Annotated in this window: 30 protein-coding genes and 2 tRNA genes; 12 read left to right on the forward strand and 20 right to left on the reverse strand. The window is 51.9% G+C overall.

Annotated elements, in window-relative coordinates; translation table 11 throughout:
- Positions 1–16: 16 nt before the first annotated feature.
- Positions 17–1222, forward strand: coding sequence for a phosphoadenosine phosphosulfate reductase domain-containing protein (locus tag DYY88_RS10260; RefSeq protein WP_039728117.1), 1206 nt, complete (start codon positions 17–19; stop codon positions 1220–1222).
- Between the two features lie 2 nt (positions 1223–1224).
- On the opposite strand, the gene dndE is transcribed toward DYY88_RS10260, so the two are convergent.
- Genes dndE through DYY88_RS10275 form a run of 3 tightly spaced genes read right to left on the reverse strand, consistent with a single transcriptional unit; the run spans position 1225 to position 4048 of the window.
- Positions 1225–1611: a DNA sulfur modification protein DndE gene (gene dndE / locus DYY88_RS10265; protein WP_039728116.1), complete on the reverse strand. Its 387-nt coding sequence runs from the start codon at positions 1609–1611 to the stop codon at positions 1225–1227.
- The gene (dndD, locus tag DYY88_RS10270; protein ID WP_039728115.1) at positions 1611–3581 is read right to left on the reverse strand and encodes a DNA sulfur modification protein DndD; all 1971 of its coding nucleotides are present in this window, start codon (positions 3579–3581) and stop codon (positions 1611–1613) included. The genes dndE and dndD overlap by 1 nt, the downstream gene beginning before the upstream one ends.
- Positions 3578–4048, reverse strand: a complete 471-nt coding sequence (locus DYY88_RS10275) for a hypothetical protein (RefSeq protein WP_039728114.1) — start codon at positions 4046–4048, stop codon at positions 3578–3580. The genes dndD and DYY88_RS10275 overlap by 4 nt, the downstream gene beginning before the upstream one ends.
- Positions 4049–4141: 93 nt before the next feature.
- On the opposite strand from DYY88_RS10275, the gene tnpA reads away from it, so the two are divergent.
- Entirely contained in the window at positions 4142–4552 is a 411-nt protein-coding gene (tnpA, locus tag DYY88_RS10280) for an IS200/IS605 family transposase (RefSeq protein WP_039728113.1), read from the forward strand.
- Positions 4553–4685: 133 nt separating this feature from the next.
- Here the strand turns inward: tnpA and DYY88_RS10285 are convergent, their stop codons facing one another.
- Positions 4686–5066 (reverse strand): hypothetical protein, encoded by a 381-nt coding sequence (locus tag DYY88_RS10285; RefSeq protein WP_039728112.1) that lies wholly within the window; start codon positions 5064–5066, stop codon positions 4686–4688.
- The gene (locus DYY88_RS10290; protein ID WP_039730164.1) at positions 5066–5362 is read right to left on the reverse strand and encodes a hypothetical protein; all 297 of its coding nucleotides are present in this window, start codon (positions 5360–5362) and stop codon (positions 5066–5068) included. Before DYY88_RS10290 ends, DYY88_RS10285 begins: the two co-directional genes overlap by 1 nt.
- A gap of 109 nt (positions 5363–5471) precedes the next feature.
- Between DYY88_RS10290 and DYY88_RS10295 the strand changes: the two genes are divergently transcribed.
- Positions 5472–5699 (forward strand): helix-turn-helix transcriptional regulator, encoded by a 228-nt coding sequence (locus DYY88_RS10295; RefSeq protein WP_039728111.1) that lies wholly within the window; start codon positions 5472–5474, stop codon positions 5697–5699.
- 3 nt (positions 5700–5702) lie between these two features.
- Here DYY88_RS10295 and DYY88_RS10300 read toward each other — a convergent pair whose 3' ends face one another.
- The 10 genes from DYY88_RS10300 to DYY88_RS10345 all read right to left on the reverse strand — a co-directional run bounded on the left by DYY88_RS10300 (position 5703) and on the right by DYY88_RS10345 (position 15914).
- Positions 5703–6680 (reverse strand): HNH endonuclease, encoded by a 978-nt coding sequence (locus DYY88_RS10300; RefSeq protein ID WP_039728110.1) that lies wholly within the window; start codon positions 6678–6680, stop codon positions 5703–5705.
- 3 nt (positions 6681–6683) lie between these two features.
- A complete protein-coding gene (locus tag DYY88_RS10305) occupies positions 6684–7256 on the reverse strand; it encodes a hypothetical protein (RefSeq protein ID WP_130199391.1) in 573 nt (190 codons plus the stop codon).
- A 24-nt stretch (positions 7257–7280) separates the two neighbouring features.
- Entirely contained in the window at positions 7281–7730 is a 450-nt protein-coding gene (locus DYY88_RS10310; protein WP_039728109.1) for a DNA phosphorothioation-associated protein 4, read from the reverse strand.
- An 87-nt stretch (positions 7731–7817) separates the two neighbouring features.
- Complete coding sequence (locus DYY88_RS10315; RefSeq protein WP_039728108.1) at positions 7818–9890, reverse strand: AAA family ATPase; 2073 nt, start codon at positions 9888–9890, stop codon at positions 7818–7820.
- The gene (locus DYY88_RS10320) at positions 9887–10081 is read right to left on the reverse strand and encodes a hypothetical protein (RefSeq protein WP_039728107.1); all 195 of its coding nucleotides are present in this window, start codon (positions 10079–10081) and stop codon (positions 9887–9889) included. Before DYY88_RS10320 ends, DYY88_RS10315 begins: the two co-directional genes overlap by 4 nt.
- Positions 10081–12201 carry a DEAD/DEAH box helicase family protein gene (locus DYY88_RS10325; RefSeq protein ID WP_039728106.1) on the reverse strand — a complete coding sequence of 707 codons (2121 nt, stop codon included), beginning with the start codon at positions 12199–12201 and terminating at the stop codon, positions 10081–10083. Before DYY88_RS10325 ends, DYY88_RS10320 begins: the two co-directional genes overlap by 1 nt.
- A 166-nt stretch (positions 12202–12367) precedes the next feature.
- A complete protein-coding gene (locus DYY88_RS10330) occupies positions 12368–12577 on the reverse strand; it encodes a hypothetical protein (protein ID WP_130199392.1) in 210 nt (69 codons plus the stop codon).
- Between the two features lie 46 nt (positions 12578–12623).
- Positions 12624–13142, reverse strand: a complete 519-nt coding sequence (locus DYY88_RS10335; protein ID WP_039728104.1) for a TniQ family protein — start codon at positions 13140–13142, stop codon at positions 12624–12626.
- A complete protein-coding gene (locus DYY88_RS10340; protein WP_044151327.1) occupies positions 13132–14007 on the reverse strand; it encodes an AAA family ATPase in 876 nt (291 codons plus the stop codon). The genes DYY88_RS10335 and DYY88_RS10340 overlap by 11 nt, the downstream gene beginning before the upstream one ends.
- A 5-nt stretch (positions 14008–14012) precedes the next feature.
- On the reverse strand, positions 14013–15914 hold the full coding sequence (locus DYY88_RS10345) for a TnsB C-terminal domain-containing protein (RefSeq protein ID WP_039728102.1): 1902 nt from the start codon (positions 15912–15914) through the stop codon (positions 14013–14015).
- Between the two features lie 242 nt (positions 15915–16156).
- On the opposite strand from DYY88_RS10345, the gene DYY88_RS10350 reads away from it, so the two are divergent.
- On the forward strand, positions 16157–17224 hold the full coding sequence (locus DYY88_RS10350) for an IS4 family transposase (RefSeq protein ID WP_039726301.1): 1068 nt from the start codon (positions 16157–16159) through the stop codon (positions 17222–17224).
- Between the two features lie 44 nt (positions 17225–17268).
- Here the strand turns inward: DYY88_RS10350 and DYY88_RS10355 are convergent, their stop codons facing one another.
- On the reverse strand, positions 17269–17670 hold the full coding sequence (locus tag DYY88_RS10355; protein WP_039728604.1) for a phage holin family protein: 402 nt from the start codon (positions 17668–17670) through the stop codon (positions 17269–17271).
- An 805-nt stretch (positions 17671–18475) separates the two neighbouring features.
- Here DYY88_RS10355 and DYY88_RS10360 point away from each other — a divergent pair.
- Entirely contained in the window at positions 18476–19408 is a 933-nt protein-coding gene (locus tag DYY88_RS10360; RefSeq protein ID WP_044151326.1) for a YegS/Rv2252/BmrU family lipid kinase, read from the forward strand.
- A 75-nt stretch (positions 19409–19483) separates the two neighbouring features.
- Here the strand turns inward: DYY88_RS10360 and DYY88_RS24115 are convergent, their stop codons facing one another.
- Together DYY88_RS24115 and DYY88_RS10365 are read right to left on the reverse strand one after the other, a co-directional pair.
- Positions 19484–19657: a hypothetical protein gene (locus tag DYY88_RS24115; protein ID WP_160299583.1), complete on the reverse strand. Its 174-nt coding sequence runs from the start codon at positions 19655–19657 to the stop codon at positions 19484–19486.
- A gap of 28 nt (positions 19658–19685) precedes the next feature.
- Positions 19686–21212: a P-loop ATPase, Sll1717 family gene (locus tag DYY88_RS10365; protein ID WP_039728100.1), complete on the reverse strand. Its 1527-nt coding sequence runs from the start codon at positions 21210–21212 to the stop codon at positions 19686–19688.
- Between the two features lie 381 nt (positions 21213–21593).
- Between DYY88_RS10365 and DYY88_RS10370 the strand changes: the two genes are divergently transcribed.
- On the forward strand, positions 21594–22235 hold the full coding sequence (locus DYY88_RS10370) for an esterase/lipase family protein (protein WP_039730161.1): 642 nt from the start codon (positions 21594–21596) through the stop codon (positions 22233–22235).
- Between the two features lie 122 nt (positions 22236–22357).
- Positions 22358–22446 (forward strand) — tRNA-Ser (locus DYY88_RS10375).
- A gap of 528 nt (positions 22447–22974) precedes the next feature.
- Here the strand turns inward: DYY88_RS10375 and map are convergent.
- Positions 22975–23805 (reverse strand): type I methionyl aminopeptidase, encoded by an 831-nt coding sequence (gene map, locus DYY88_RS10380; protein ID WP_039728099.1) that lies wholly within the window; start codon positions 23803–23805, stop codon positions 22975–22977.
- Positions 23806–23864: 59 nt separating this feature from the next.
- Positions 23865–24020 carry a hypothetical protein gene (locus DYY88_RS24120; RefSeq protein ID WP_163685970.1) on the reverse strand — a complete coding sequence of 52 codons (156 nt, stop codon included), beginning with the start codon at positions 24018–24020 and terminating at the stop codon, positions 23865–23867.
- A 219-nt stretch (positions 24021–24239) separates the two neighbouring features.
- On the opposite strand from DYY88_RS24120, the gene rplS reads away from it, so the two are divergent.
- The 5 genes from rplS to rplK all read left to right on the forward strand — a co-directional run bounded on the left by rplS (position 24240) and on the right by rplK (position 26205).
- Positions 24240–24602, forward strand: a complete 363-nt coding sequence (gene rplS, locus DYY88_RS10385; RefSeq protein WP_039728098.1) for a 50S ribosomal protein L19 — start codon at positions 24240–24242, stop codon at positions 24600–24602.
- 53 nt (positions 24603–24655) lie between these two features.
- A tRNA-Trp gene (locus DYY88_RS10390) sits at positions 24656–24728 on the forward strand.
- Positions 24729–24858: 130 nt separating this feature from the next.
- On the forward strand, positions 24859–25104 hold the full coding sequence (gene secE / locus DYY88_RS10395; protein WP_039728097.1) for a preprotein translocase subunit SecE: 246 nt from the start codon (positions 24859–24861) through the stop codon (positions 25102–25104).
- Positions 25105–25776, forward strand: coding sequence for a transcription termination/antitermination protein NusG (gene nusG / locus DYY88_RS10400; RefSeq protein ID WP_039728096.1), 672 nt, complete (start codon positions 25105–25107; stop codon positions 25774–25776).
- Positions 25777–25779: 3 nt separating this feature from the next.
- Positions 25780–26205: a 50S ribosomal protein L11 gene (gene rplK / locus DYY88_RS10405; protein ID WP_039728095.1), complete on the forward strand. Its 426-nt coding sequence runs from the start codon at positions 25780–25782 to the stop codon at positions 26203–26205.
- Positions 26206–26294: the final 89 nt, after the last annotated feature.

The raw sequence follows: 26294 nt of genomic DNA on the forward strand, positions 1-26294 counted from the left end.
AGTCCCCCGAGTCTGAATGAGAACGCTCAGCCTGTTTGAGAACGATCGCCTCTCGCTAGAGCGCAGCATTGAGCTGTCGGCGGAGTCGTTGCGCCACTATGGATCTTTGTATAAGCATTGGGCGATCGCTTTCTCTGGTGGTAAGGATTCTTCAGCAACCGTTACGTTAGTTGCCGATTTAATTGAGAAGGGTGACATTCCCCGACCGGAGAGTGTGACGGTGTTGTATGCCGATACGCGCCAGGAGTTGCCGCCGTTGCACAATGCGGCAATGGCGCTGATGGAGAATTTGCGCGATCGGGGATTTGACACCAGGGTTGTGCTGCCTCAATTGGATCATCGCTATTTCGTCTATATGCTCGGGCGGGGGGTGCCGCCGCCATCGAATGTCTTTCGCTGGTGTACGCCGAAGCTGAAGGTGATGAGCATGGAGCGGGAACTGGATGCCCTGCGAGCGGAACGGGGCGAGAAGTTCTTGATGCTGACGGGGGTGCGGATTGGCGAAAGTGCGGCCCGTGACCAGCGGATTGCGATGAGCTGTACGAAGGACGGCGGCGAGTGTGGGCAGGGCTGGTTTCAGCAAACGTCGTCGAATGCGGTGGCGGATACGCTCGCGCCGTTGCTGCACTGGCGGGTGTGCCATGTGTGGGACTGGCTGGTGCAGGCCGATGTGGAGCTAGGTTATCCCACGTTTGACATTGCTGAGGTGTACGGTCACAACCCGCAGGATGAGTTGGGCGAGACGGAGCCGATGAATGCGCGAACGGGCTGTATTGGCTGTCCGTTAGTGCAGGAAGATTCGGCTTTGGAGCGGGTGTTGATGAATCCCAAGTGGGCTTATCTGGCTCCCCTTCGACAACTACGTCCGCTGTACTGGGAGGTGAAGAGGCCCCAGTACCGATTGCGGAAACATGGGGAAGTGCGGAAGGACGGCACGTTGGCGAAGAAGCAGGGGCGGCTAGGCCCGCTGACGTTGGAAACGCGGGAATGGATGCTGGGCGAAATTCTGCGCATTCAAGATGAGGTGAATGAAGCAGCAGAGAAATGTGGTCAGCCGACGGTGAGTTTGATTAATGACGAAGAACTGGCCCGCATTCGGGAACTGATCGCAGCCAAGACTTGGCCGGAGAAGTGGGACGGGACGGAGCATCGGGGCGATGAGTGGCTGCCAGATATCTTGCCCGATGGGAGTGTACAGCCTCTACTGTTTAACAATCGTTAGCATCATTTCAGAAGAGCTAGCTTACAGAGATCGTCGATGCTTTTGAGGTTTGGATCGCCTGCTAGGTAGCCGATGCCGCGATGAAGGTGGAGGCGGAGTTGGGTCGCCAGGGTTTCGGGATCGGTGCCGAGGTTGTCGTTGTGGCAGCGCTGTTTAAGGGCGATCAGGAGTTGATCGGCGATCGCTCCCCCAAATACTTGCCAGGTCATCTCTAGGTTACTGTCGGCGGGGATGGGGACGGGGGATGGGATGGAGGGCTCGGCTAGGGAGCGGCAGAGTGCCCAGCGACACAGCACGTTATAGGTAGGAATTTTGGTGACGCGCTTGAGCTTGATGAGCTGGTCTTTGGCGGCTTGGGAGAGTTTGATGCGATCAACTGGGGGTTGCATTACCAGAAGTAGCCCTCCTTAACTTCGGTTTGTCTGGATTGGGGATCATAGTCAAGTAAGTATTCTTTTGCGATCGCCCCTTGTTCCTTAAGTCGTTTAACCTCTTCATCCCGAATTTCCGTATCAGTGGAGAGAAGGATGACCTGGTGGCTCGCTTGGGGAAAGTATTGATCGACAATCAGATGGCGATGCTTGGAGTCGAGGCGACCGAGGGGGGTATCGATCGCGACCGGAAGTTGCCGACCGGAAACATTAGCGAGACCCCACAGGAAGGCGATCGCCAGGAGTTGCTTTTCCCCGGCAGAAAGGCGCTGGATGGGTAGGGGTTCCCCTTCAGTGTCGTAGAGGTCGAGGCGGAAGGTATCCGCATCGACCATGACCCGGTGTACCAGGCTAGATTTGTGCAGCAGCAGCAAAAAATACTGCGTGATGGCTTGTTCCAATTCGCCTAACTTCTGTTTGGTCAGGCGTTGACGAAATTCGACGAGGGTTTTCTGCACGCGGGGAGCCGTCGTCAGCAGGACATGATCTTTGCTGGCCGCGATCGCCTCAGCCCCGTACTCAGTCAGCCGTTTTCTCAGGGTTTCTCGCTCGCGCTGAAGTTCGACGTGGCGGCGGCGATGGAGTTCTAGGGTCAACTGACACTCGTCTAGATGTAGACGGGCCTGTTCGCGTTCTGACTTGAGCCGTTCATAGTCTTCGGGGGAGGCGGCTTTGGCAAGCTTATTTTCAATGGCGTCAATGCGATCGCTGAGGGTTTGAATGTGGGTGAGATGGGATTGGGCGAGCTGTTGTTCGGCGGTGAGTTGGTGATTCAGAATGTGGTTGAGCTGGGTGAGGGCATCGTCAGAGGTTTGCAACCAGGCTTCGCCGCTGGCGTGGGTGCTGAGGGTTTCGGCCTCTTGGTCGAGGAAGGCTTGAATAGTCTTTTTTTGGGTGGGTTTGAGCTGGAGCTGGTCGAGGACTTCGAGCAGGCGCTGATCGTGGTCGGTGAGAGCATCACGGGCGATCGCGGCTTGTTGCTGGGCCTGTTCGTGCTGACCCTGTTGAGCGGCCTGGGTAAGCAGGTCTTGGACAAGTGCCAGGGGCAGAGCCGAGGCAGTCAGGTCTTGGAGGACTTGGGTTTGGATGCCGATTTCGGTGTGGTCGGCGTTGCGTTGCTCCTTGAGCGGGGTGATTTGTTCAGTGATGTGACCGCCACCGGCAAAGAAGTGATCTTCGGCAGCTTGGAGGGCAGTTTCGGCTTCGTCGAGAGAATCTTGGCAGGCTTTAAGGCTGTTGGCTTCTGCTTGCAGATCGATTTCGACTTGCTCGATCTGGCGGCTGAGGGCTTGGAAGGCTTGTTGAGTCTCCTCGTCGCCGAGTTCAGCCTTTTTGCGGCTGACGAGGACGGTCAGATCCTGGGCCAGGCGATCGACGAGTTCTAGCCCTAATACAGAGCGGATGGCGTTGATGACGTTGGGGGGTGGGGTGTCTTGTTCGGCGAGTTCTTTGACTTGTTCGCCATCAAACAGGAACAGGTTGGAGAGGCCGACGGGGAGCCAGTCTTCGACCTGCTCATCCCAGTTTTGGGTCAGGATTTCGTTGGGCCAGCCGTCGAGTTCAATGGTGAGGTCGTCTTTGGTGCCCCGTTGCCAGGTACGAATGACACGGATTTTACCGAGTTTTTCGATGCCGCTGATGTAGAGGACTCGCTCAAATTCGAGTTCGATCGCGGCTTCGGCATCAGGTGCGGCCTGGGTATTGACGCACTGGGCCAAGAAGTCGGCGTAGGCCAGGTTGCGGCGGCGATCGATGGGGGCACGCTGGCCATAAAGCACGAGGCGGAGGGCATCCATGAGGGTAGTTTTGCCGCCACCGTTGAGGCCACCGATGAGGATGATGGGGCGATCAGGGGTAGGGCGTAGATCGATACAGTGGCGTCCGTGGTAGGGGCCGAAGTTTTGAAGGACAAGCTCAAGGAAAATCATGATGCTGTCCTCCAGCGCCCCGTCGGCACAGAATTCCGCCGCTCACAGCGAATGTCCGCTAAAGCGGATGCAACGATGCGGAGTGCTCTTCCGAGCACGGCCGCTTTCAGCCCGGTCATTTCAATGCCGGGAGATCGCATTATCCAACCCCCATACGATCGCCCCCAACCCATCCCGGTTATGCCAGACCGCTGCGACGGAATAGAATTCCACCGCTCATAGCGAATGTCCGCTAAAGCGGATGCAACGATGCGGAGCGCTCTTCCGAGCACGGCCGCTTTCAGCCCGGTCATTTCAATGCCGAGAGATCGCATTATCCAACCCCCATACGATCGCCTCCAACCCATTCCGGTCATCCCACACTGCCGCGCCGGAATCAAATTCCGCCGCTCATAGCGAATGTCCTCTAAAGAGGACCAGGCGGTGCGGAGTTCTCGGAAGAGAACGGCAGCTCTGAGCCCGGTCATTTCAATGCCGGGCGGCAGCTCTGGGTTGAATGGCGACCCATACGTGCAGAGCGGGCAAATTATGGATGTGAAAAGCGCTTGAGGGGATGCATCATGGCGTTGTGGCAGCTTTATTATCATTTGGTGTGGGCAACCAAAGAACGGTTGCCACTGATTCAACCCGGTTGGGAGGCTGATCTGTATGGATACATGATTGGCAAGGCGGATAGTTTGGGCTGTATTGTTCATGCCATTAACGGTACTGAGAATCATGTCCATCTCGTGGTTTCCATTCCACCAACACTGGCAATTGCGGAATTTGTCAAGAAAATCAAAGGCAGTAGTTCCAATTATCGAAATAAGGTCACTCCTTTGGGGGGCGATCGCTTTCAATGGCAGGCTGGTTATGGGGTATTTTCTTTGGGTAAGCGCCAACTGGATACCGCGATCGCATACGTCGAAAATCAGAAACAGCACCATGCCAATCAACAACTCTGGATGGCATTAGAACCACCCTTTTCATAAATTACAACCTGGTATTGTCCTCCCTCATCGCCCAGCGTTGACATAATTTGGCTGACCGCGCGATTGGCTCCTAACGAGAAACCAGGACTCAGGAGTCCTCTTTGAGAGGACGAGGGCCATGAGCGGCGGAATTCTATTCCGACGCGGTGGATTGAGATACAGAGGGCTGACCAAATTTCAGGCGGCTCCAGGCGGATTGGAAAGCCGCCACGTCAATGCTGTCGTTGTCTGGCTCCTCCGCTTTGCGCTTGTTGTCTTGACCCTTCTTCTTGCTTTTGCTGCGATTCCCGCCTTGGGCTTGTTTCATCTCGCGGATGGTTTCGGCTTGTTGGATGGCGGCGGCTCTGGGGAGGGCGCTGGTCTCGAAGCAGGCTGCGAGGTCTTTGTAGACGCCGGTGCGGCGGCTCATGGTCTGGTATTTGCGTTCGGTGTCGAGGAGTTTGGCGAGGAGTTCGAGGTAGAGGGGGTCGTTGTCGCTGAGGTCTTGGAGGATGGCCCAAGCGTCGGGGGCCATCACTTCGTCTCTTTCGGCAAGTATTTGACCAGCGCTTTCATCACTTCACCCGGTCGAGTTTGCAAAGGATTAGTTTCACTCGGAGCAGGCAGAAAGTCAGTCCACTCAAAGACTTCAGCGAAGCGGTGTTGATGCAGGCTGTGAACAATCGAACTGACCGCTTCCCTAGAGCCAATAACCAGCAACTTGACGGGTTCGCGATCGCGCTTAGGGTAGCTGTAGAGCTTGAGGGAGAGTTCAAGACTGACGGTTTCGGTGGACTGGGAAGCGGTAGTAAGGAAGGCTTGAGCTTGCATAATTTCAATGTCAACCACTAGGACGTTTTGAGGATGTTAAACGACCATTAGGTAGACTGTCAACCACTGGGACGTTTGAAGGTTACTCATTCTCTGACAGGATGAGCGCATGGGAAAGGCAGGACAAGCACTCAAGCAGGTTTTGGAGGAGTACGGCATCAGCCAGTACAACCTCTCAGTTGCAATGGATGTCGAACGCAACAATGTTCACCGCTGGGTCAATGAAAAACGCGACCCAACGGCTGAAACTGTTATTGAAATTGTCAGAGCATTAAAGTCTATTAACCCTGACGCGGCGGCGGCGTTTAGGGATCTGTATTTAGGCGATGAAGTGTAAATTTCAAGCAATCTTCCAATGCTGCCGATGCCATTCCAAAGCCCCTAAATCAGGTAGAAACTCATCTTCATGAGGCAATATTATTCCTTCCCCGTGGTATTCGCGCATTAGCTTAGTGCCCTGGCTAGCACTTTCAGTCAACCAATTCTGACGAATCAAGATTCGATAGTTTTCGTCGATGCCAAACCACCCATGATCAAATGCCCAATGGTGATTTTTGCATAGGGAAATTCCATTGGAGTAAGTGTCATCTTTGAATTTTGAAAAAGGCTTTATATGGGCACCATCAACGATATTTGTTTCATCCAAAGAAATTATTCTTAGATGACAAAAAGCGCATCTAGAGTCATAAAGTCTAACAATGTTCTTTCTGAAAGTAGTGTCTCTAACAGCTTCAATAGCATTTTTATATGAATTAACGTCTAGTTCACTTGCCAAAGGCAGTTGACGTTCTATCCCTGGATCAAAATCTGAATACGATATGTGATCGAAAGGATTCACGCCAATCAGCTTTTCCACCCTCTTGAGCTGGTCTGCAAACCATTTTTCTACCAATGTTGAAACGAGGACGTTTTTAGAGATAGGAGATTTTAGATAGTCAAATAAATCTTCATCCAGAAATGCAAAATCAATATTTCTTCGCAGTAAAGGCACGCTGTTTAATCTGGTACCAGAGTCTAAAACAGCCTCTTTTCCTTCTTTCGCCTTCAAGTGCCAGAATGCATTCTTGACCCTACTTAGAAAGAAAAAAGGTTGAGCTAAGTCAGCTTGATAATGAGATGGACTAAGCTGACTTCTATATTTTACAAACAGAGATACAAGCTCTGGCGTGAGGTATATTTTATTTTCTTGAATATAATTCTGACCAATTAGTTCGATTACTGACAAAAGTAGTAAAGGCTGATATGGTGTGACTCCCCTATTAATATTGACCCGGAGAGTTCTAAACCTATGTGCGTAGTACCCTAGATCTTTATCCATAAATCACGGGAACATCTCTGCTTTAAGTCTAGCCTCTATCTTTTCCATAGCAATAGGAGGATTTCTGAAATTGTCAGTTTCAGAGATGGCAATAATTTCGTACAATTGACCTGGAAACCATCTGCCAACGAGTACAGAAAGTAGACTTTCTCTATACTTTTCGTCTTTCAGAAAGTCAAATAAATCTTCGTCAAAATATGCATATCGTATAGTTCTCTTAACTTCGGCCAAGGTTTTGAGTTTAGTCTTAGAAGTTATAACTTTCTCATATCCAGGATTAGCTATGAAATGCCAAAATTTTCCACTTTTCATGTGAAAATATGGTCTTGATATATCAGGATTGTGGGCCTCAGAACCCAAATAACTCCAGTACTTCAGAAATTTATTGTTTAATTCTTGCGAGAGATAAATTTCATTTTCTGGAATTTCCCCCTTTCTAATCATTTCAATTATTGAGAACAATAAAATTGGTTTGTGAGGGGCAAAGCCACGAGAATTATCTACTCGAATCTTTTTGAATTTGTTGGAGTAGTACTGAAGAACTTCGAGCTTGCTGGGCAAGTGATGTGCTTTCAAGCTGTCGCGACTCCTAACAGGTATTTAGAGGAAGTCTAAAATATCAAGGTCTTCGGAGTCAAAGGATATCGTAGAAGACTTTACAAGCAACAAAATCTGTTGTGAAGTATCAGTCACGCCAACAAGCTGTTTTTCTAATATTTCAAAGCCCCCATTTGCATATTCTTCAAAGATCTTTGCTTTTGCCTGGATTGCTTCTTCACTATTTTGAAGAACTTTTGGATCTTTAGTCGCTACAACAGCAATCAGATCCATTAGTCCCCGATTCTTGAATTGATCGCCAGGAATTGGATCGGGGTCTCTTCTAGAAGCTTGATCAAAGGGAACCCGCTTACCTTTTGAAAACCCAAATGCAGCGCCAAAAGTGACTATTTCCGCATAGGTGTTAAACGGCCCCGTTGATCCTTCTCCGGCTTTCAAAGCCTTCACTAAGTCTGCTTTGTCCTTTGCAACTTTGACCCGTATATCTGCCATTGCCCTACCCAACCATCAACTCACAACCATCCCATCCATTGACCTGCTAGCGTCGGCGCAACACCAGCACCGAAATCACTCAGAACACTAAGCCTCTATTCGGTCAACCCTGATTACCTCAGTCCAGGTAAACTCGTTTGGACTCCGCTTCACCAACGGATAACGCCGCCCGTAGCGCTCCATCTCATCCGGTTGGGCATCCTCCTTCGCGGTGTAATACACCAACACATATTCCGCCCCCGCCGACTCCTCCATCTCCCGTTCCACCTCATTCAGCCATTGGGTCTTGCTCACCATCACCACCAGCTGATCCGCCAGTTCCGTAATCGCCTCAGCGATATTGCTGCGGTTCACCGAGTCCAAACTGCCAAAAGGCGAATCCATCACAATGGGAAAACCGCCGCCATCCAGCCCGATCGCCGAATGCTTCTGGCTCCACACCCGCACCCGGTCGATCACACTGCCAATAAACGCCAAACTGAGAATCTGATTTTGCCCCGTCGATGCCCCCACCAGCGCATCCCCGCTGCCCTCCAGATTCGGGTCAATCAGCATCAGCTCATACTTTTCCGTCAGCTTCGGCAGATACGGCGTAAACGAAATCTTGCGGAAAATTTCCCGCACCTTTGCCTCCAACACCCCGCGAAACTTCACATCCACCCGATGCTTCACCTCTTCCAACCGAGCGATCGCCTCCAACGCCGCCTCCCGCTGGCGATTCACTCGGGCCTGTTCCTGATCCCTCGCCTTGTGGGCCTTGATTTTCTTATCCACCCCCGCGATCGCTGCATCCAAACGACTGACCTCATCCTTCAACACCGCATCTTCCCGATGGCGATCGGTGATTTTGTTTTCCGTATCTTCCAGTCGCCGCTCAATGCCCTGCACATTCGTATCCGCATCATCCTTCAACTGTTCGCGAATGCCGCTGAGCTGATCTTGCAGCCGCCCAATCTTCTGCCGCAAGTTTTCAATGCTGGCCTGCTCCTGGTCAATCTCCGCCCAAAATTCGGGAATCTGCCGCTCTAAACTTTCCACCTCGCCGCCCATTTTAATGACGGCCTCTTCCACATCCTGCAAACCGCCCTTATCCAGCCAGGATTCCACCGCCTGCCGATTCGCCGTGCCCGTGGTCAGCTCCGCCCCACAGATACAGCTTTGCTGATCCAACAAATCCTGCACAAACTGCCGCTTAATGCCCGCCGGTAACTCGCCCTTACGCCGCAAATCCGCCGCCAGTTCCTTAAAGTCCGCGATGGTGTCCTTCAAAAACACCATGTAGCCCCGTGACGAAATGGTACGCCGCAGCCGATCTTCACTGCGGTTGAGCTGCTGCTCCAGCTCCTCCATCTGGGCTTGCAGGTCATCGCGCCGCTGCTGAATCTCCTTCACGCTAGCCAGATCCCGCAGTTGGGCCATGTACTTTTGCTTCAGATCTTCCTGATCCAGCAAATCCTGCACGATCGCCTCACGACGTTCCGTCTTGCGGGCTCGCTCTTCTTCTAATGCTGACTTTTCTGATACCAATCGTTTAGTCTCGGTATCCCCAATTTCCTTCAGTTCCCGCTCTAGCATCTTGCGGGCATAGTCTAAATGCCGAATGCCCCGCTCCAGCATTTCCACGCTCAACAGTGTTTTGATCGCCGTGGCCATATCTTCCCGGTTCTCAGACTTCACAATTTGCTCAATCCGTTCCCCATCAAAGAAGAAATAGCGATGCAGGGTGCTGGGCAACACATTCCCGATCATTTCCTCAACTTGCTCTTCATCGCGCACCAACTCGCCATTAATTTTCAGTTGCAGGGCTCCCGACGTTTCCTCAGGGTTCGCCCCCGCTTCCTGAGACTTGTCGACATAGCGCGATCGCCGCACCAAATATTCCTTGCGGTTATGCTCAAACAGCACCTCCACCCAGCACTCCACCCGGCTACCAGCGGGGGCCTCCGCCAAGGCCCGATTGTTCACCAGCGGTCCCGCCGCAAACGCCGCACTGAACGATTCATACAGCACCCAGGTAAAGGCATTTAGCAGCGTCGTTTTGCCCGCGCCATTATTGCCGTGGATGATCGTCGTGGTGCGATCGCCCTGGTGGGCTAAATCCAGCGCCACCTCACCCCAAAATTGCCGAAAGTTAAAGAGTTTGACCGATAGCAGCTTCATTGCACCGTGTCCTTAATGATCTTCAGCACATCCCCGCGAATCCGGGGCTTTTCCCCCGCCAGGTTTTCCCGTTCGAGCTTAATCACCTCGCGGATAATTTTTTCCACTTCCGGTGGGGCCGTCGTAATCGGCTCCTCGATTTCTTGTTGGCTGGGATTCTGGGTCATCGTGTCATCAGTGCGGCGAATCATCACAAATCTAGCAAGTCATATTTTTCCTGCAAGGGATAGAGCGCTTTTCGAGCTTCCCCCGCATTCAGGGCCAGGTCAGCAAACTCCACAAAGCGGGTGAGTTCCCCTTTCAGTACTCGGCGCTCTATTTCCCAGTATTCCCGCCCCAGATCGGGGGGAACCACAATCATGTCAAACAGTTCCGCACGATTCTTACCTGGGGCTTTGCGCAAAATGCGTCCCCGCCGCTGGATAAACTGCCGAGGATTACTACTACTCGCCAAAATCACTGCCGTCTGAATCGCTGGAATATCCACCCCTTCGTCCAAACACCGAATCGCTACCAGCCCCTTCACATGTCCCCGCTCAAAGGCATATCGTAGATCGGCGCGAGCGGACAGCGATGTCTCCGCAATGTACGGCTCGACGGCGTAACCCAATTGATATTTCAACAAGTCCGTCACCGCCTCTAACTGGCGTTGGCTCTCCGCCGTCGTCTCATCTTCGATCGAGCCATCCCCGCAATAAAACAGCGTGTGATCCGTTGCGAGGCGATCGGCCATCAGCGATCGCAGCGTTGTGAGCTTATTCTGAGCCGTACAAATGAGCCGTGCCCGTTCAAACAGCAACCGCTCTAGCGCTACATTGTCTTCCCGTCCGCCAATGCCCATCGCCCGACCGATCGCCGCCGTCAGTTCCGCATAGCGCTCAATCTCCTCCGGCTCCAGATTTACCAACAGCGGGTGATAGACATACTGCGACAGCGCCCCCGCCTGAATCGCATCCTTCAAAGTGAACTCAGGTTCCAAAACCGGGCCAAAGTAGTCAAAGATCCTTTCGGTTCCCGCTTCGTCAAAGTACCGTTCCGGTGTGGCCGACAGCGCCAGCCGCAACTTCACCTGATCCGGCAAACTGTCCGCCAGATTTTTCGCGCCCAAGTTGTGGGCTTCGTCCCCAATGATCATCGTCAGCGACGGCAAAAACGCCAGTTGCGACTGCAAAGAATCCTGCCGCAAGGTCGCGTTAGTCGTGATGATGGTCACAAACGGCTGCCGACCGCCCATCAGCGCCAGCAGTTGCGATTGCAGCTCGCTTTGCCAGGTCTCGGCTTGATTGAAAGCCAAAATCGGCTGCAACCCAAACTGGCGACTTTCCTCAGCCCACTGCGTCACCAAATGGCGGTAGGGGCAAACAATCAGCAGCGCTTGCAGCGGTTTGTTTCGAGCCACACATTTTTTATAGAGTTCCGAAGCAATGGCTAAAGCCGTGATCGTCTTTCCGCTCCCCGTCGCCATCTTCAGCGTGCCGCGCCCCTTATTCTTGAACCAGTTTGCAATGGCTTTTTTCTGGTAGTCCCTGAGTACCAAAGCCTGGGGTAGCATTGGCACTCCCGGCACCGTTTGGTAGTCACCCGACGGCGTTGCCGCTTTCCGATCCGCCTCAATCTCCTGATCTACCTCTGGCGGGTACTCCGGGCATCGCTCCAGCAGCTTGCGTTTCGCCGCCTCCGGGAACTCCATCACATCGAGTTCAGGCGTTTGGTTCTGCCAGAGATCTTCAAAATCTGCCGACATCTCGTCAATACATTCAGCATCTCCATCCCGCCATGACCAAAATAGAGTGATGCACTCAAAATTCCGACGGTACGCCCGAGCACTCTCATTGGCCGAGCCACCGAAAGCAATCTGGTTCCCCTCAGCATCGATAAAAAGGCCCAGCTTTTCGTGGTAAATCCCTTCATCCTGGAGATCCTTGACCACAGCAATTTTGATCTCCAGACGGTCGTGAGCCAGCAACCATGACAAACAAGCCAAGCGATCACTGACCACCCCCTCAAACTCCTGAGAGAGTTCACGAGTCAGGGCGGCTTCAATGACCGCGTCTCGTTGCTGTAGCCCTGCGGCGATCGCTTCAATATCAGCCTCTGATAGGTGGGGTGATGCCACCAGTCGCATTCGACCACCCGCTTTAATGAACGCAGTTAATCCCTGCGCTGCAAGCGCCAGTGAGCTACTAGAGAAATACCCCACGGCCCGATTGTAGATGAGCGATCGCTCTAGGCAAGGGATATAAAAATCCCGCAGCAAGTCTTGGCGACCGCTACGATATCGTTTGCGTAAGGTTAAGTCTCGAAGCGACACGTAGGCTGCACGACGAAAAGAATCTCATCGCAGTTTAGCTAAGCCATATTGCCTATCGGGTCCAATGCAAAGCATCCCTTAATCTTTCTTGCCGAACTTTCCAAAAGCTCGGCAGTTCTTGACCTGATCCCAAGCCCAGGCTCTTTACGCAGGAGCCCAGTTTTCCTCATTCGTCTGGCTCAATGTAAATCAGTGCCACTCCCAGGGAATCAGCGACTCGATTCAGTTGCTTAGGCGTAAGCGCTGTGATGCCAAAACTACACACGTAGTTCTCGTACTCCTTCCCCGGTCGACTCCCACTCCAGTCCTCAATGCTGACATCTTCGGCCCCGATCTCGGCCATGAAGTGCTCAGCTTCGGATTCGGTTTTTGTCACAATCTGAAATTCATACATAGTTTAATCGCTGGGCTCAAACTACTCATCAATAAGGCTTTTGCCGCTTGGCCATCGACGTAAACTTCATGCCACAGCGCTTACACGCACCTTCCACCCACTCCACTGGCAACGCAAACTTCTCATCACAGGCTGGGCACCGCGAAATCAGCCGCAACCGATGCTTCTCACACCCCTCTGTTGATTCATATTGCCAATCAATTCGATGGTAAGGCGATTCTCGATAGCACTCCCCACATAGCCGCATCGATCGCATCACCAACCGTTCCCCTTGCGCTGGCAGCATCGCCCGTAGCTGCTCCACCGTTAACCCCACCAGTTTCCCCATCGCTTCCAATTCCTTGGGGCTCGGAAACGGATTAAACCGAAACTTCTCCCAGCGCGACAAAGCTGGCCCAATTCCCGCCGCTTCACTCAATGTCGTGGGAGCCGAGACACTATTTGCCTCCTCCCGTCGCAACCGCCCGAAATAGTGGCTAATGCTTTCCCCCTCATAGGGTTCCACATACTCCATCCAGGCTTGGACATCTTCCGCTTCATTCTTCATCTTCCTTCCCTGGTTTGATGCGAGGCTGAACCCGTCGAGTCACGACCGATTGAATGATGTCGGCTGTAATCTGGGATGATTTCTGTTTCAGAGCTTTAATAGCTGCTTTACGCAGCACCTCGTTCAAAGCATCTCGTAATCCACCAGTCTGTTCATGGATTAGTTGAGCCATTTCTGCATTCAGAAGATCTGATTCACCTGGCCACTGTAAAAATTCCGTTTCCCAGGAGTCAATAATTTCTACCATCTCATCCAGAGTCATTGGCGGATACTCATGGAAATCCAGGAAAGAGTTCATGACCCGATCCCAGTAGCGTTTTTTCAACATCTTTTCCAGATAGTACGTTCCACACAAAACGGCTGGAATTTTCAGGACGTCATAGATTTGAGCTAGCTCGCAAAATGCCTCATATGAGAGGAATTCCGCATCATCAACAATTAGCAGTTTTGTTTGAAACGACTTTAGACGCCCTCGGGCTCTAGGGCGCTTATCCTTCAATCGGCCTGTTGTGATTGGATGACTTAAGGCATCCAACAAAGAAGTATAGAAATGACTGACACTGCAAACAGTCGGAACCCGCATGTAAACCACAGAAACTGGAAGCTGCTGAATAACGCCCCGCCGTTTTACATGCTGCATACGATAGTACTGGCAAGAATCAGAAACCCCTGATCCTTTTGCAGAACAGATAAATCCAGGATTGCCAGATTCCCGCTGCTCGTCTAGCCATTCATGCAGAACATCATCTCGTTGGGTAGTCAGCAATGGCCCACCGCTTCTAATCCGCTCGATTTCCGCTTGAATGTCAAACGCAGGAGACTTTACAGAACTCTGTTGTGGATTAACGGGCTGAGGTTGTGCCATGGTTCTTACCAACTTTCATCTAATTGCTGTTGCCAATTGACTGCGGCCACCTTGGCCGATCGCTTCGGTTTCAGGCGCTTCACAGGTTTTTGAGTTGCTGCTACAGCCGGTACATCTTTCGCTTGTTCTTCGTTCTCCTGCCGCTTGAACTCAACAACGTTACCGAGTCCCTCAGAACGTCCTGTACGCTCATGTTCCTTACGCCGCTGCTGCTTGCGCTTACCTCTTACCTTGCGTTCAGCTAGTTCATTGCGCTCCAGAGCGTCCAAGAAGATGGAAGTCTGATCAATTTCACTACCCCGTTCGCGGATTAGCCGTTGTTCCAATTTCAGAGATTGAAGAGAGAGTTTTTGTTCTTTGCGATCGCAAGCCCTAAGAACCCCCAAAAACTTTGCCGGTGAGTTGGCTGTCTCCAGGGTATAAGCCAAGATATGGATAATGTCGCTTGGGTCAAAACGGAGGCTGATCTTCTCGGTTTCCCTACCGACAAGACAATCACCTTGAAAAATTTCATTGCAAAACTGAATCGTGCCATACTTCTGAACTTTGGCGGATTTTTTACGCTTCAGCAGACACAGATCCAGTTCTCGCTCATTGGGCACAATTGGCGGTTCAGCCAGCTTCTCTTCCCACTGCATCATACGAGTCCGGTCTTTCATGCGCGGGTATAAATGCTGGTTGTAATGATCGCAAAAGTAACGAACCAGTTCTTTTTCTAACTCCTCAACACTGATGCAGGCATGCTTCTGCGCATCCTTAGGCCGCTTCTGGACATTAGAGCCTTTGTAACCTGGCAGTGTCGAAAGTACTTCCTTGTTGAGTTTGTCGAATACAGATTCGACCAAACCACCTTGGGAAGGATAGGCACGATAGCGGAGTTCAAAGCCCAGTTCAGCCGCAATCTGCTGTAAGTGCGTAGACTTAAACTCCTTCGCCCGATCGGTCATCAAGTACTTCGGTGTACCAACACATTGCCACTGATGCTCTAGCTTGTATTCTGGCCCGTAATGCTTTGGCAAGACAGCGTGACGCAATGCTAATGCCACTTCGTGTGAACCCGGTTGCTTAAAACCCAGGTAAAAACCAATCACACACCCAGAAGTACATTCAATAATGACGGTCAAAAACGGATAACCAATTTCATTGCCATCGGCATCTACCAGCAAGAGATCGAGGCCTGTATGATCTGCCTGAAAAAGGTCATTCGTATACTGCAGAAGCAAATCCCCAGTAGTTGTTTGGATAACCTGTTCTAGTCCTTGACCTGGGTGGCGTGCTTTTCGGCTTTGCTTTTCCAAATAAGCATTGATGATGTTGTAAACCGACTGATGAGATTTTGGTGGCATCAAAGTGCCTGCTTCCAACTCTTTGCGAAGAGCCCCCAAAATCTTGTTCAGCTTGCTTTTCTTGTTCTCCTCAGCACAACCTAATTTCTGGGCGTACCAGTCCATTAGTTCATTCAACTTATCAGGGTGTTGCCACTCATCTGCTCTGAGCTTTGATGTGATGCCCTGAATCAATAACCAGACCTGATTGCGATTGCGACGGCGGCTATTCTTCTGCCCTCGTTGAAAGAGTTCTAGTACGAGATCTCGCCATGGCTGTGAAATATGACGCTGGTCACCTTTGTCTGACCGCCCAGTTCTCGTCAGCGCCACCACTCCATCCTCTCTGAGAGCATCTCGATAGGAGCGGATGGTTTTGGTACATTTACAGAGTTCTTTCGCCGCAACATCAATCCGCTGTCGTTCGGTCTTGCTGTCAGGGGCATTCACGATCGCGGATATCAGCTCAACCTTGCGCTGCAACTCAGGTGACAACTCATCCAGTAGCAGATGCTCCTGCTCACCAGTGGCTGCTAATTCCTGTGATTCGTTAATAATTGCTTTAGTTACTGGCTCATCCATTTCGCGACCAGGACAAGTGTACTTGCCAAAGTATAGTCTGAATGAGTTTGATTTGGAAGCTAAGTCTTTAAATTTGAAAGAGAAGGGATGTTCTCAATGACTTGGATGAACAAGCTAGGAGCCAAAGTACAGGGACAAAACTATGGCGGTGAAAGCTGCAAGCTAACCGTGGTCGGGATTTGACAAATCGAGGAGCGAGGCGGTGAGCTAGAAGTTACCACACCGCTAACGTCTACCACCTCATGACCGAGATTACCCGAATTCAAGCCGCTTTGCGTCCCCACTTGTCTTGGCATGGAGCCCGACTCACCTTCCTAGCACTGTTCCTCGTGGCGCTGTTTCGCGTCGAAACCGTCAATTTAGAGAGGCTCGCCTCGGTCTTTGCCAATCGGGCGCAGAGTGCCTCAAACCATAAGCGTTTGACCCGCTTCTTTCGTAAGTTTGTCATTGACTTTGAGGAAATTGCTCAGGCTGTCGTGAGTTGGAGTCAAATTCCTGAGCCTTGGACGCTGAGCCTCGACCGCACCAACTGGTCCTTCGGCACGGTTAATTTCAACATCCTGATGCTGGGTATTGTCCACGAGGGCGTCGCCTTTCCGGTGATGTGGACGATGCTGGATAAACGCGGCAACAGCAATAGTGACGAGCGGATGGATTTGCTCGAACGCTTCGAGCGCGTCTTCCCCAACGCCCAGATTCGCTGTCTGACAGGAGACCGAGAATTCGTGGGTCGAGAGTGGTGTAGCTTCTTGCTGGTGCCGGATGCCATCCCGTTTCGGCTCCGACTGCGTCACAGTGACCGCATTAGCTCGCGCTCCGGGAAGCAGCGCCAAACAGGGGAGCGAGTCTTTGCCAATTTGAAGGTCGGCGAGCAGCGCCATCTCTCTGGCAAGCGCTGGGTCTGGGGTCGTCGGGTCTACATCGTCGCCACCCGGTTGGAAGATGGCGAACTGCTCATTCTCGCGACTGGTCATCAGCCTCAAACCGCCTTCGCCGATTATCGTTTGCGGTGGGGCATTGAGACGCTGTTTGCGACCTTGAAAACACGGGGCTTCAATCTCGAATCGACTCATTTCTGCCACGCCGAACGGCTTAGCAAGTTGATAGCGCTGTTGGCTTTGGCCTTCTGCTGGGCCATGCTCACCGGTCTTTGGCAACACCAGCAACACCCCATTCCACTAAAAGCTCATGGGCGTAGAGCGAAGAGTTTGTTCCGCTACGGTTGTGACTTTCTCAGGCGCACTTTCTCGGACTTCTCCCTGCGGCGTTCTGAATTTAATCAGGCTCTAAAACTTTTGTCCTTGTACTGAGATGCGCCCCACTCATAGCATCTAAAGCCAAATGGCCTTATGACTTACGACTGTGAAGGATTTTCGGCACTCAAGTCAGAACTATCACGCATGAAAGCTGGTGCATGGTTGGTGAGATAGTTGCTCAGCGCTGTGCTGACAAAGGACAGTACGATGGGGCCAAGCACGAAGCCTAAAATTCCCTTCACATAAAAACCGGGAACCGCGAGGGAAGAGAGCCAGAAGCATAAGCCATTCACCACGATCGCAAATAAGCCAAAGCTCAAGATCGTGATCGGAATCGAAATGGTTTGCAAAATCGGCTTAATAAAGGCGTTGACTAAACCGACTGAAGCCGCTGCGATCGCGGCAGCTGCGATCGTCTCAATCCTGACACCGGGCACAACCAAATCCACGACCAGCAAACTGAGCGCAGTGGCTAATCCTGACAAAAAAATGCTCCACATAGTCATTCTCCTACTTGCAAAAAATGAAATAATTCCCAGTCAATGACGAATAGCATTAGGCAAAATCTCAACACCGATTTCTCTCAGCCCACCCCGCATACGATGCTTTAGAGATGTTCAGAGTAGGGATTAACGGGTGGTGAATTAATGCCGAACAGTATTCGTTTGCCTCACTTCGGCTATTGCATTCATAACGCGAGTGAGTCAAATCAACAGAGCTGGCAAATTAGTCAATGTCGCTACTTTAAGCTTCTAAACCTATCCTTGGCGTCTACTTTGAGGCGGATTTTTCCCTAGATTAGTGTTTGATCCGTCTACAGCCTTTTCCAGTCTCGTGAGATACACTTAGTATGTTTTGGAATTTGCTAAGAGACAGGGATGAAAGCTTACTCTATCGAGTTNNNCTCAGGCGCACTTTCTCGGACTTCTCCCTGCGGCGTTCTGAATTTAATCAGGCTCTAAAACTTTTGTCCTTGTACTGAGGCTAGGAGCATATGTCTCAACAGTGGCAGGCAGCCAATCAGAAGAATTGGCCGTAATCATTGATGCGAAAGGGATCCGACGACTTTACTCAAAGGAAAAATAGTTCTTGATAAAGAGGCTTGATGTTCTAGGTGACGAAAGAGGGCTGAAATGACTGTCGTATAGTCATTTCAGCCCTTTTGGAGCTTGGAAGCTAATCCTTTAAAACTTGGAAAAATAATTCTTTAATGGACAGTGCAGCATCATTTCTTGGGCCTGATTACGGCGACTTTTGCCGCCATACTGGTCACCTCCTGCTTGTATCTGTTACTGACGCCCAGCCATGACTCATCCTGCTGCTGAAACCGCCGCCCAGTCTTACTGGGTCGTGTTTAACCCAGTCTCCGGAACTGGTCAACCCGGCGACAAACTGACCGAAATTCAGTCTGCTTTAGAATCGCTCTGCCATTTGACGGTGCGCTTGACCAAACCCGACCTGAGTGCCGCTCAAATTGCGCAAGACGCCGTCGCCGCTGGGGCTGATGTGGTGATTGCGGCAGGCGGTGACGGCACTGTATCCGGCGTGGCCTCGGCGCTGGTGGATACCGACGTGGCCCTGGGCATCATCCCCACGGGCACCGCTAACGCCTTTGCCTCAGCGCTGAATATTCCCGAAAGTGTGCTCGATGCCTGCGACATTATCCAAACCGGGCAGCATCAGCGCGTCGATACCGCCTGGTGTAACGACCGACTCATGCTGCTGGTGGCCTGCATCGGCTTTGAGGCGGAGCTCCTAGACCGGATGGATCGGGAGGAAAAGTCGCAGTTGGGCAAGCTGGCGATCGTCACTAACAGTCTGAAAGAACTGCGTGACGTCAGGCAATTTGAAACGCAGCTCGAAACGCCCGATGACCAGTGGCACGAACCCGCCACTGCCGTCACGATCGCCAACGCCGCCACTGTTGATATGGTGCTCGCTCAGGGGCCCGCCGCGGTCACGGCGGACGACGGCAACCTCAGCATCACCCTCGTCACCCCCGAGCATCAGTGGGGCGTGGTCAAATCAGCCGCCAACCTATTTCTGTCAGCACTACAGGAGCGGACCGTTGATAACGACACCGTCCATTCCTGGCAAGTGCCCCAGGTCAAGGTCCACACCGACCCCGCTCAGGCCGTCTTTGTCGATGGCGAACCCGCGGGCGAGACGCCCCTAACGGTGAAATGTCACCCGCGATCGCTCTCCGTGCTAATCCCATCGCCTGCCGAAGGCACCTGATTGCTCATTGATATCAAATCCGTTTGCATCATTTCACTTGAAGACTCTCACCCTAAATTCCTCTCCTGCTCTGGGCTACCGCTTAGACACATCTCGGAGATGAGCCATTGCCCAGCCTTCAAAGGGGTTCTCAAACACTTCGAGACCCCCTTTGAAGGCCGCATCCCCCAGAAAAAACTTGACGCCATCGCCGAAAACCGCGACGACTTTGCTGACGGGGACTCCGCCCCGGTTAACCTTATTGGGCAACCGGGGTTACCCCTCCTGGCGACGATCACTAAGCCGAGAGCTCCAAGCGATAGTGGGGATGATCGGGAAAGGGATACACGCAAACTTTCTCGGTCATACGGACATTGAGCTTGCGATAAAACATGGGATGGATGGCACATAAATCATCATCCGCGATGATCAATCGCCCCGTTTGGAAATACTCAAAATCGGCTTCCACCATGGTTTGGCTGCGATCGCTCTGGCGCACCCGCCCCACAATCCCCAGTTCCGCTACAAACTGCCGAAACCGATAGGGCGAATACTCATCCGACCATTGCGACGCCGTGCGGTGAGCCCGCTTATCGAGTTCTTTGCCTTCAAAAATCGGGGAGATGCCCGCCAGCGCATCGGCAATTCGCGCCGCGTTGGGATACACCGCACTGTAGGCATTGAAGACCTCTTGGGCCAACACCTCAGCCGCCGCCTCGACGCCCGCCGTAATACACCGCGACGAGATGTGGGGAAATTCGCCCAACATCATGGCTTCCTCAGCGATCGCATTACAGAGCACAATCAACTGCCGAGGTCGCAGATGCGTATGCCGCAAAATAAACGGAAACGTTTTCTCATCAATGGCCTCCATCTCGTCTAAAGAGTCGCCAAAGTATTGCATCCAAACCTTATCTTTGACCTCGCGATAGTCTTGCCAATTAATGAAGGCAGTTCTGCTATTTGTCAGATTTTTCAGCCGCAAATAGCGAAACAGTCGCCAGCAGATAATCTTCATCAAATCCTTCGGTTTCCAGTGCAGGTAAACCTCATTTTTGACATATTTGAGCGTATTTGAAATGTATTCCTCTGTGAGATAAGGAAACATCTCGTCCATAATAAAAACTTTGATGTAGAGCCCCTTGGGGGCATACTGTCGGCAAAACACAGCCGCAAACTCGACGAGCGCGGCGACCGACATCATCAGCTTTTCATCATGGATGGAATATTTCTCCAACGTATCGACGGAGATGAACAGCGGCTGATCTTGAGAGATTTCCAACACCGCTTTCTTGGCTTCCTCAAAGGCCGCACTACGAAAAATGCCCTCTAAATCGTCATACAAACAACCGTTGCTATCGACATAGCGATTAATCACGGCTTGTAACAATGACCTGACTACGCACGACAGCCCACCCTCTTCATGAAACTGACAAATCGCCTGGATGCGGACATCGCGATGCTTGAGCTTATAAAAAATGGCCGACCAGATCACGTATTCCCAAATCTTGACTAGCTGGGGAATCTGCAGATCGCGATTGAGCGCGCTGGGCTCAATGACTTTGGAAATGACTTCGTGAAAAGCGGCGGGCTCATCCACATCAATGTCGGTGACGCCCTGCAATGTTTGCTGAAAGGAGAAGAATTTAGCGAGGGCGGTTTTGCCCGCGCCGCGTCGGCCAGAAATTAAATAAACAAATGGGTCTAAGGGATCGCGATTGAACTGAACAGCACCGAAATAAAATTGACTGTAGAGATTTTCGCCTAATATTTCCAGGTCAGATTCGCAGTCGGGCGCGCCAAAAGGCTGCAACGCATCAAGCATAATCGTCAATTTCCGGTAAGTAGATACGCCCCTAGATTACGACAACTGTCTGACTGGGATAGCTACTTTTCTGTCCATTGGCTTGCAGAAAAGTGTATGAATCTTGATGAGTTCTGCCTCCTCGTCTGAGGCGACTCAAGTATGAAGGTTGGAAAGCCTTCGACCACCGCCACTCTCGCCCGAGTTAGAGGTCATCTGGTCTGGCCCAACTCTCTCGAATAATCAGCTAGGAGCGCATCCAGACTTGGGTGTAATGAAACTCCATAGGAGACGGCACAGCCGCATAATCGGCACAACCGCCGGAGCAATCGGGTCGTCTTGTTTTATCTTGAACACAACCGCGCTTGCCGCCGCGCGCCCAGTATGGAAAAAGGTGTCTTTATGTCTGCCCCGCGATTGCCGGTTTTGCTAATTCACGGCATTGATGACACGGCCAAGATCTTTCAAACTTTAGTCAATAGTTTGAGCGATCGCGGCTGGCCAGAGGTTCACGCCATCGACCTGGTGCCCAGCAATGGCGACATCGGTCTGGATGAGTTGGCGGCACAGATTCAAGCCTATGTGGAGGCCAACTTGCCCGCGCCCCAGCAGTTTGACCTGGTCGGCTTTAGCATGGGGGGCATTGTTAGTCGCTACTATTTGCAAAGGCTCGGGGGCCTGGAGCGGGTACGCCATTTTGTGACCCTCTCCTCACCGCACAATGGCACCTGGACGGGATATTTGCGATCGAATCCGGGAGCGCGGCAAATGCGGCCCAAGAGTGAGTTTTTGCAAGACTTAAACAGCACCGTTGATGACCTCACCCAAGTGGAATTCACCTCTGTATGGACGCCGTTTGACTTGATGATTGTGCCCGCCAACAGTTCTGAGTTGCCGGTGGGCACGATGATGCAACTGCCCGTGTTGGCACACCCCTGGATGGTGAGTGACCCCCGAGCGATCGCCACCCTGGCCGACCTACTGGGCCACGAGTTAGACGAGTCCACCAAGCAAGTCACTCCCAACGCCGAACTCTCGGCCTAAACGCCAGTCGCCACACCGTTTGTCAACGCTCCAGCAGGTTTTGCCGAAATTCAAATTCAGGGGTTTCGTTGCAGACAATCCGGGGCTATAATGGCCAAGCTAGTCTGAATAAGATTCTCCTTGGAAGCGTGGCTGAGCGGTTGAAAGCGCCTCCCTGCTAAGGAGGTAGGGGGGGTAACCTCCCTCGAGGGTTCGAATCCCTCCGCTTCCGTTCTACAACTTATCCCTTACCCCCATACTCAGGACACACAAGTCCTGAGACAATATTTGGCGACTTTTCCCTCATACCCTACCCCTTCTTTTTTGCGTTTTCCATCAGTTGCAAGTGTGAGACTCCCCACGACTGGGCATACATCGAGACGAAGGTCAGGAAAATTTGGGCAGCATTACGTCCTCCCACACTCGTACAGCAGATACTCTTGCCGTCGCCCGAGACTTGGGTGTCGCCAGTTTTCGACAACGTCGCTAACGACCAGGCGTTAAACACCTCGACCTAGCAGTCCGGGGGAAGGGTCAAGGCCGTGCGGCGAAAAGTGGAGTAGGAAAGCATCGGTTGCTCAGCCCGGAGCTGCAACAACTCATGTAACTGAGACTCATGTAACTGAGACTCATGCTGCTGTTCAGAATGACGAGCTGACCTAAAAGCAAACTCTGCAAGACAAACTGTTGGATGTCTCTATCAATCAAGGCTGAAGGAATGTTCTTGCCAGACTTCGCCAGCCACTTTCATCAACAACCGCTAAAGACCACTGCGGTCAGTCAAAACTTCGTATCCCGTTTCTGTCACTAATACTGTGTGCTCAAACTGAGCAGAGAGTGAGCGATCCAGCGTGACCACAGTCCAGCGATCGCTCAGCGTCCGGGTGTGTTTATTGCCCGCATTCAAAATCGGCTCAATCGCTAGCGTCATCCCCGCCTCTAGCCGCACGTTCGGCAACTGACGAGTCCGAAAATTGAACACCGATGGCGGCTCGTGCAAGTTACGTCCTACCCCATGGCCCACGTAGTTTTCCACAATGCTGAAGTCCGCCGCCTGGGCCACATCTTCGATCGCCCCGGCAATATCCATCAGCGTGTTGCCCGCCTTTACCTGCTCGATGCCAGCGTATAAAGCTGCTTCTGCCGTCTCAATCAAACGTTGAGCTGCCGCCGATACCTCTCCCACAGGAATCGTAATGCACGAATCACCATGAAATCCCTCAAAGTAAGCGCCGGTGTCCACTTTGAGCACATCACCCGCCCGAATTACTTTGCGCTGACGCGGAATGCCATGAACCACCTCATTGTTCAAGCAAGCGCAAATACTGCTTGGAAAGCCGTGATAGCCCTTAAAGCTCGGGGTTGCCCCCAGTTCACGAATGCGAGCTTCAGCAAACGCGTCGAGGTCGGCTGTGGTCATTCCCGGCTGCACCCGCTGGGCAATCTCATGCAGTACGGTCGCCACAATTTTGGCGGCCTGTCGCATAGTTGCAATCTCGGTGGCGTTTTTGAGCTCAATTCCCTTGACTCGTCGCCGTTTAGCCTGGGCCTGAGCACTCGGTCGGGAAAGCAGTTGGGACAACAAATTCATAAACTAATATCGATCCGGCCTACAAGAAATCTAGATATTCGCTCAAGCGTGAGTTGACGTTAACTACGCAAAAGTTCAGTCACCTTAAAGTCGGTCTGTGAATGAACGGCTCTCAGTGTCCATTCCTTACGTTGAAATAACTCAGCGGCAGCAACCCGCACCACAGGCAACACCTCAAGGCTGAGGAAAACGTGCATCAACGCAACTAACGCCATTTCGCCATATCAATAACCGAGTTAGACAACTCACTGTAGAGCAGTGTAACTTGAGAGTCCGTCTCTATGTAGCTAGTTGCCTGGTGACTCAGACAACAAGTGGATGTTGGATGGCGGCGATCGCCCTTAACGACGCAAATCAAGATTCTTCCTCGTTAGGGCTAGACAACTGTAAACAGCTTGTCCTAGTATTAAAGACTGTGCGCTTTTCCAAAAATCATGAATGCCGAGCAAGCAATTCGTTCGCTAGAAGCGGACTTTATCAAGACTGATCTTCCTGAAATCTACGTGGGCGATACTATTCGCGTCGGCGTTCGCATTCAGGAAGGGGGCAAAGAACGGGTACAGCCCTATGAAGGTACAGTCATCGCTAAGCGCGGTGGCGGCATCAATGAGGCCATCACCGTTCGTCGCGTTTTCCAAGGCGTTGGTGTAGAGCGGGTGTTTCTCGTTCATGCACCTCGCATTGCCGACATCAAGGTGTTGCGTCGCGGCAAGGCCCGTCGTGCCAAGCTGTATTACCTGCGCGATCGCGTCGGTAAGGCAACTCGACTCAAGCAGCGGTTTGACCGCAGCTTGTAAGGTCGGAGCTAGGCCATCCGTGATACCATAAGGGCCCTACGGGGCTTTGACATGCGTCCTTAGTTCAGTTGGTAGAACGCAGGTCTCCAAAACCTGATGTCCGGGGTTCGAGTCCTCGAGGGCGCGCTGGGTGAATAGCACCACTGACCCAAAGGTTTTGCCCGCAAAATCTTTGGGCTTGGTGATGCTTAGAGAACGGCCTTGTCAAGACAGCAGTTGACGTCGTTTCGATTTTGGACTTTATAGGGCGATTCGCGTGGCTAAGAAAGAAGCTGAAAAAAAAGAAAGCACTCCTGAGGTATCGGCTAAGCAGTCGACCTCGAACGCTAATGCAGTGGCTTTCTTAAAGGGCACCAAAGACGAGTTAGCCAAAGTCGTCTGGCCTTCTCGCCAACAGCTCATTAGCGAATCGGCAGCAGTTATTTTGATGGTGAGCCTTTCGGCAACTTTGATCTATTTGATTGATCAGCTGTTTGGCTGGGCCTCAAGGCAGGTATTCTAAATGGTTTCAGAAGCAGACTTTAATGCTGGCCAAGACCTAGAGCAGCCTGGCGCAGAGGAAAGTGGTCAAAGGAAACGGCCCCTGCGTTGGTATGCGGTGCAGGTTGCTTCTGGCTGCGAAAAAAAAGTCAAAGCAAGTCTGGAGCAGCGTTTGCAAACGTTAGATGTAGCCGACGACATCATCCAGATTGAAATTCCTCAGACGCCAGTCAAAAAAGTTCGTAAGGACGGTACCCATACCAACGCGGAAGAAAAAGTTTTTCCGGGGTATGTGCTGATCAAAATTAAGCAAAAGCGCGATGAGACACTCCAAGAGTGGAAAGTGCCTGAGGATGCTTGGCTGGTAATTAAAAACACCCCACACGTTATCAACTTTGTGGGTGCCGAGCAGCGACGGGCCGTTGGTCGGGGCCGCGGGCACGTGAAACCCATGCCGCTGGGGCGGTCTGAAGTGGAGCGAATCTTTAAGCAGACCCAAGAGCAGCAGCCAGTCGTCAAGGTTGATATGGAAGCGGGCGATCGCATTTCGGTGCTGTCGGGTCCCTTCAAAGACTTCGAAGGAGAGGTAATCGAAGTTAGCCCTGAGCGTAGTAAGTTAAAAGCTTTGCTCTCCATCTTCGGGCGCGATACCCCGGTAGAACTAGAGTTTAATCAGGTACAAAAAGAGAGTTAATCGATGGCAAAAAAGGTAGTTGCACTGATTAAATTGGCGATTCCTGCGGGAAAAGCCAACCCAGCGCCGCCCATTGGCCCGGCTTTGGGTCAGCATGGCGTCAACATCATGGCGTTCTGTAAAGAGTACAACGCCCGGACAGCTGATAAGGCTGGCCTGGTTGTGCCGGTCGAGATTTCGGTGTTTGAAGACCGGAGTTTCACCTTTATTCTGAAGACGCCTCCGGCTTCAGTTCTAATCAAAAAAGCGATTGGGATTGAGAAGGGTTCGGGACAGCCGAACAAAGATAAGGTGGGTTCCATTACTCGGGCCCAGCTTAAAGAGATTGCCGAGACCAAAATGCCGGATCTCAATGCTAACGACATTGACGCAGCCATGCGCATTGTTGAAGGCACTGCCCGTAACATGGGCGTCACTGTTGCTGACTAAGTAATTGTCAGTAATTTTGAAGCAGCGATCGCGATCGCTCAAATTTCATGAGTTCATTTAGTGGGGAAGAAGGTTTCCTTCGCCAGTAC

Origin of the sequence: Leptolyngbya iicbica LK, assembly GCF_004212215.1 — a bacterium.
In the GTDB taxonomy this organism is placed as follows: Bacteria; Cyanobacteriota; Cyanobacteriia; order Phormidesmidales; family Phormidesmidaceae; genus Halomicronema; species Halomicronema iicbica.

Excerpts from the sequence above, each read along its gene's own strand:
- DYY88_RS10345 (WP_039728102.1), bottom strand. The coding sequence starts at position 15,914 with ATGGATGAGCCAGTAACTAAAGCAATTATTAACGAATCACAGGAATTA.
- DYY88_RS10370 (WP_039730161.1), top strand. The coding sequence starts at position 21,594 with ATGTCTGCCCCGCGATTGCCGGTTTTGCTAATTCACGGCATTGATGAC.
- DYY88_RS10290 (WP_039730164.1), bottom strand. The coding sequence starts at position 5,362 with ATGCAAGCTCAAGCCTTCCTTACTACCGCTTCCCAGTCCACCGAAACC.
- DYY88_RS10310 (WP_039728109.1), bottom strand. The coding sequence starts at position 7,730 with ATGGCAGATATACGGGTCAAAGTTGCAAAGGACAAAGCAGACTTAGTG.
- DYY88_RS10335 (WP_039728104.1), bottom strand. The coding sequence starts at position 13,142 with ATGAAGAATGAAGCGGAAGATGTCCAAGCCTGGATGGAGTATGTGGAA.
- DYY88_RS10365 (WP_039728100.1), bottom strand. The coding sequence starts at position 21,212 with ATGCTTGATGCGTTGCAGCCTTTTGGCGCGCCCGACTGCGAATCTGAC.
- DYY88_RS10315 (WP_039728108.1), bottom strand. The coding sequence starts at position 9,890 with ATGAAGCTGCTATCGGTCAAACTCTTTAACTTTCGGCAATTTTGGGGT.
- DYY88_RS10360 (WP_044151326.1), top strand. The coding sequence starts at position 18,476 with ATGACTCATCCTGCTGCTGAAACCGCCGCCCAGTCTTACTGGGTCGTG.
- DYY88_RS10300 (WP_039728110.1), bottom strand. The coding sequence starts at position 6,680 with ATGGATAAAGATCTAGGGTACTACGCACATAGGTTTAGAACTCTCCGG.
- DYY88_RS10350 (WP_039726301.1), top strand. The coding sequence starts at position 16,157 with ATGACCGAGATTACCCGAATTCAAGCCGCTTTGCGTCCCCACTTGTCT.
- DYY88_RS10285 (WP_039728112.1), bottom strand. The coding sequence starts at position 5,066 with ATGGCCCCCGACGCTTGGGCCATCCTCCAAGACCTCAGCGACAACGAC.
- tnpA (WP_039728113.1), top strand. The coding sequence starts at position 4,142 with ATGGCGTTGTGGCAGCTTTATTATCATTTGGTGTGGGCAACCAAAGAA.
- rplS (WP_039728098.1), top strand. The coding sequence starts at position 24,240 with ATGAATGCCGAGCAAGCAATTCGTTCGCTAGAAGCGGACTTTATCAAG.
- DYY88_RS10320 (WP_039728107.1), bottom strand. The coding sequence starts at position 10,081 with ATGATTCGCCGCACTGATGACACGATGACCCAGAATCCCAGCCAACAA.
- DYY88_RS10295 (WP_039728111.1), top strand. The coding sequence starts at position 5,472 with ATGGGAAAGGCAGGACAAGCACTCAAGCAGGTTTTGGAGGAGTACGGC.
- rplK (WP_039728095.1), top strand. The coding sequence starts at position 25,780 with ATGGCAAAAAAGGTAGTTGCACTGATTAAATTGGCGATTCCTGCGGGA.
- DYY88_RS10340 (WP_044151327.1), bottom strand. The coding sequence starts at position 14,007 with ATGGCACAACCTCAGCCCGTTAATCCACAACAGAGTTCTGTAAAGTCT.
- map (WP_039728099.1), bottom strand. The coding sequence starts at position 23,805 with ATGAATTTGTTGTCCCAACTGCTTTCCCGACCGAGTGCTCAGGCCCAG.
- DYY88_RS24120 (WP_163685970.1), bottom strand. The coding sequence starts at position 24,020 with ATGGCGTTAGTTGCGTTGATGCACGTTTTCCTCAGCCTTGAGGTGTTG.
- DYY88_RS10275 (WP_039728114.1), bottom strand. The coding sequence starts at position 4,048 with ATGACCGGGCTCAGAGCTGCCGTTCTCTTCCGAGAACTCCGCACCGCC.
- dndE (WP_039728116.1), bottom strand. The coding sequence starts at position 1,611 with ATGCAACCCCCAGTTGATCGCATCAAACTCTCCCAAGCCGCCAAAGAC.
- DYY88_RS10260 (WP_039728117.1), top strand. The coding sequence starts at position 17 with ATGAGAACGCTCAGCCTGTTTGAGAACGATCGCCTCTCGCTAGAGCGC.
- DYY88_RS10355 (WP_039728604.1), bottom strand. The coding sequence starts at position 17,670 with ATGTGGAGCATTTTTTTGTCAGGATTAGCCACTGCGCTCAGTTTGCTG.
- dndD (WP_039728115.1), bottom strand. The coding sequence starts at position 3,581 with ATGATTTTCCTTGAGCTTGTCCTTCAAAACTTCGGCCCCTACCACGGA.
- nusG (WP_039728096.1), top strand. The coding sequence starts at position 25,105 with ATGGTTTCAGAAGCAGACTTTAATGCTGGCCAAGACCTAGAGCAGCCT.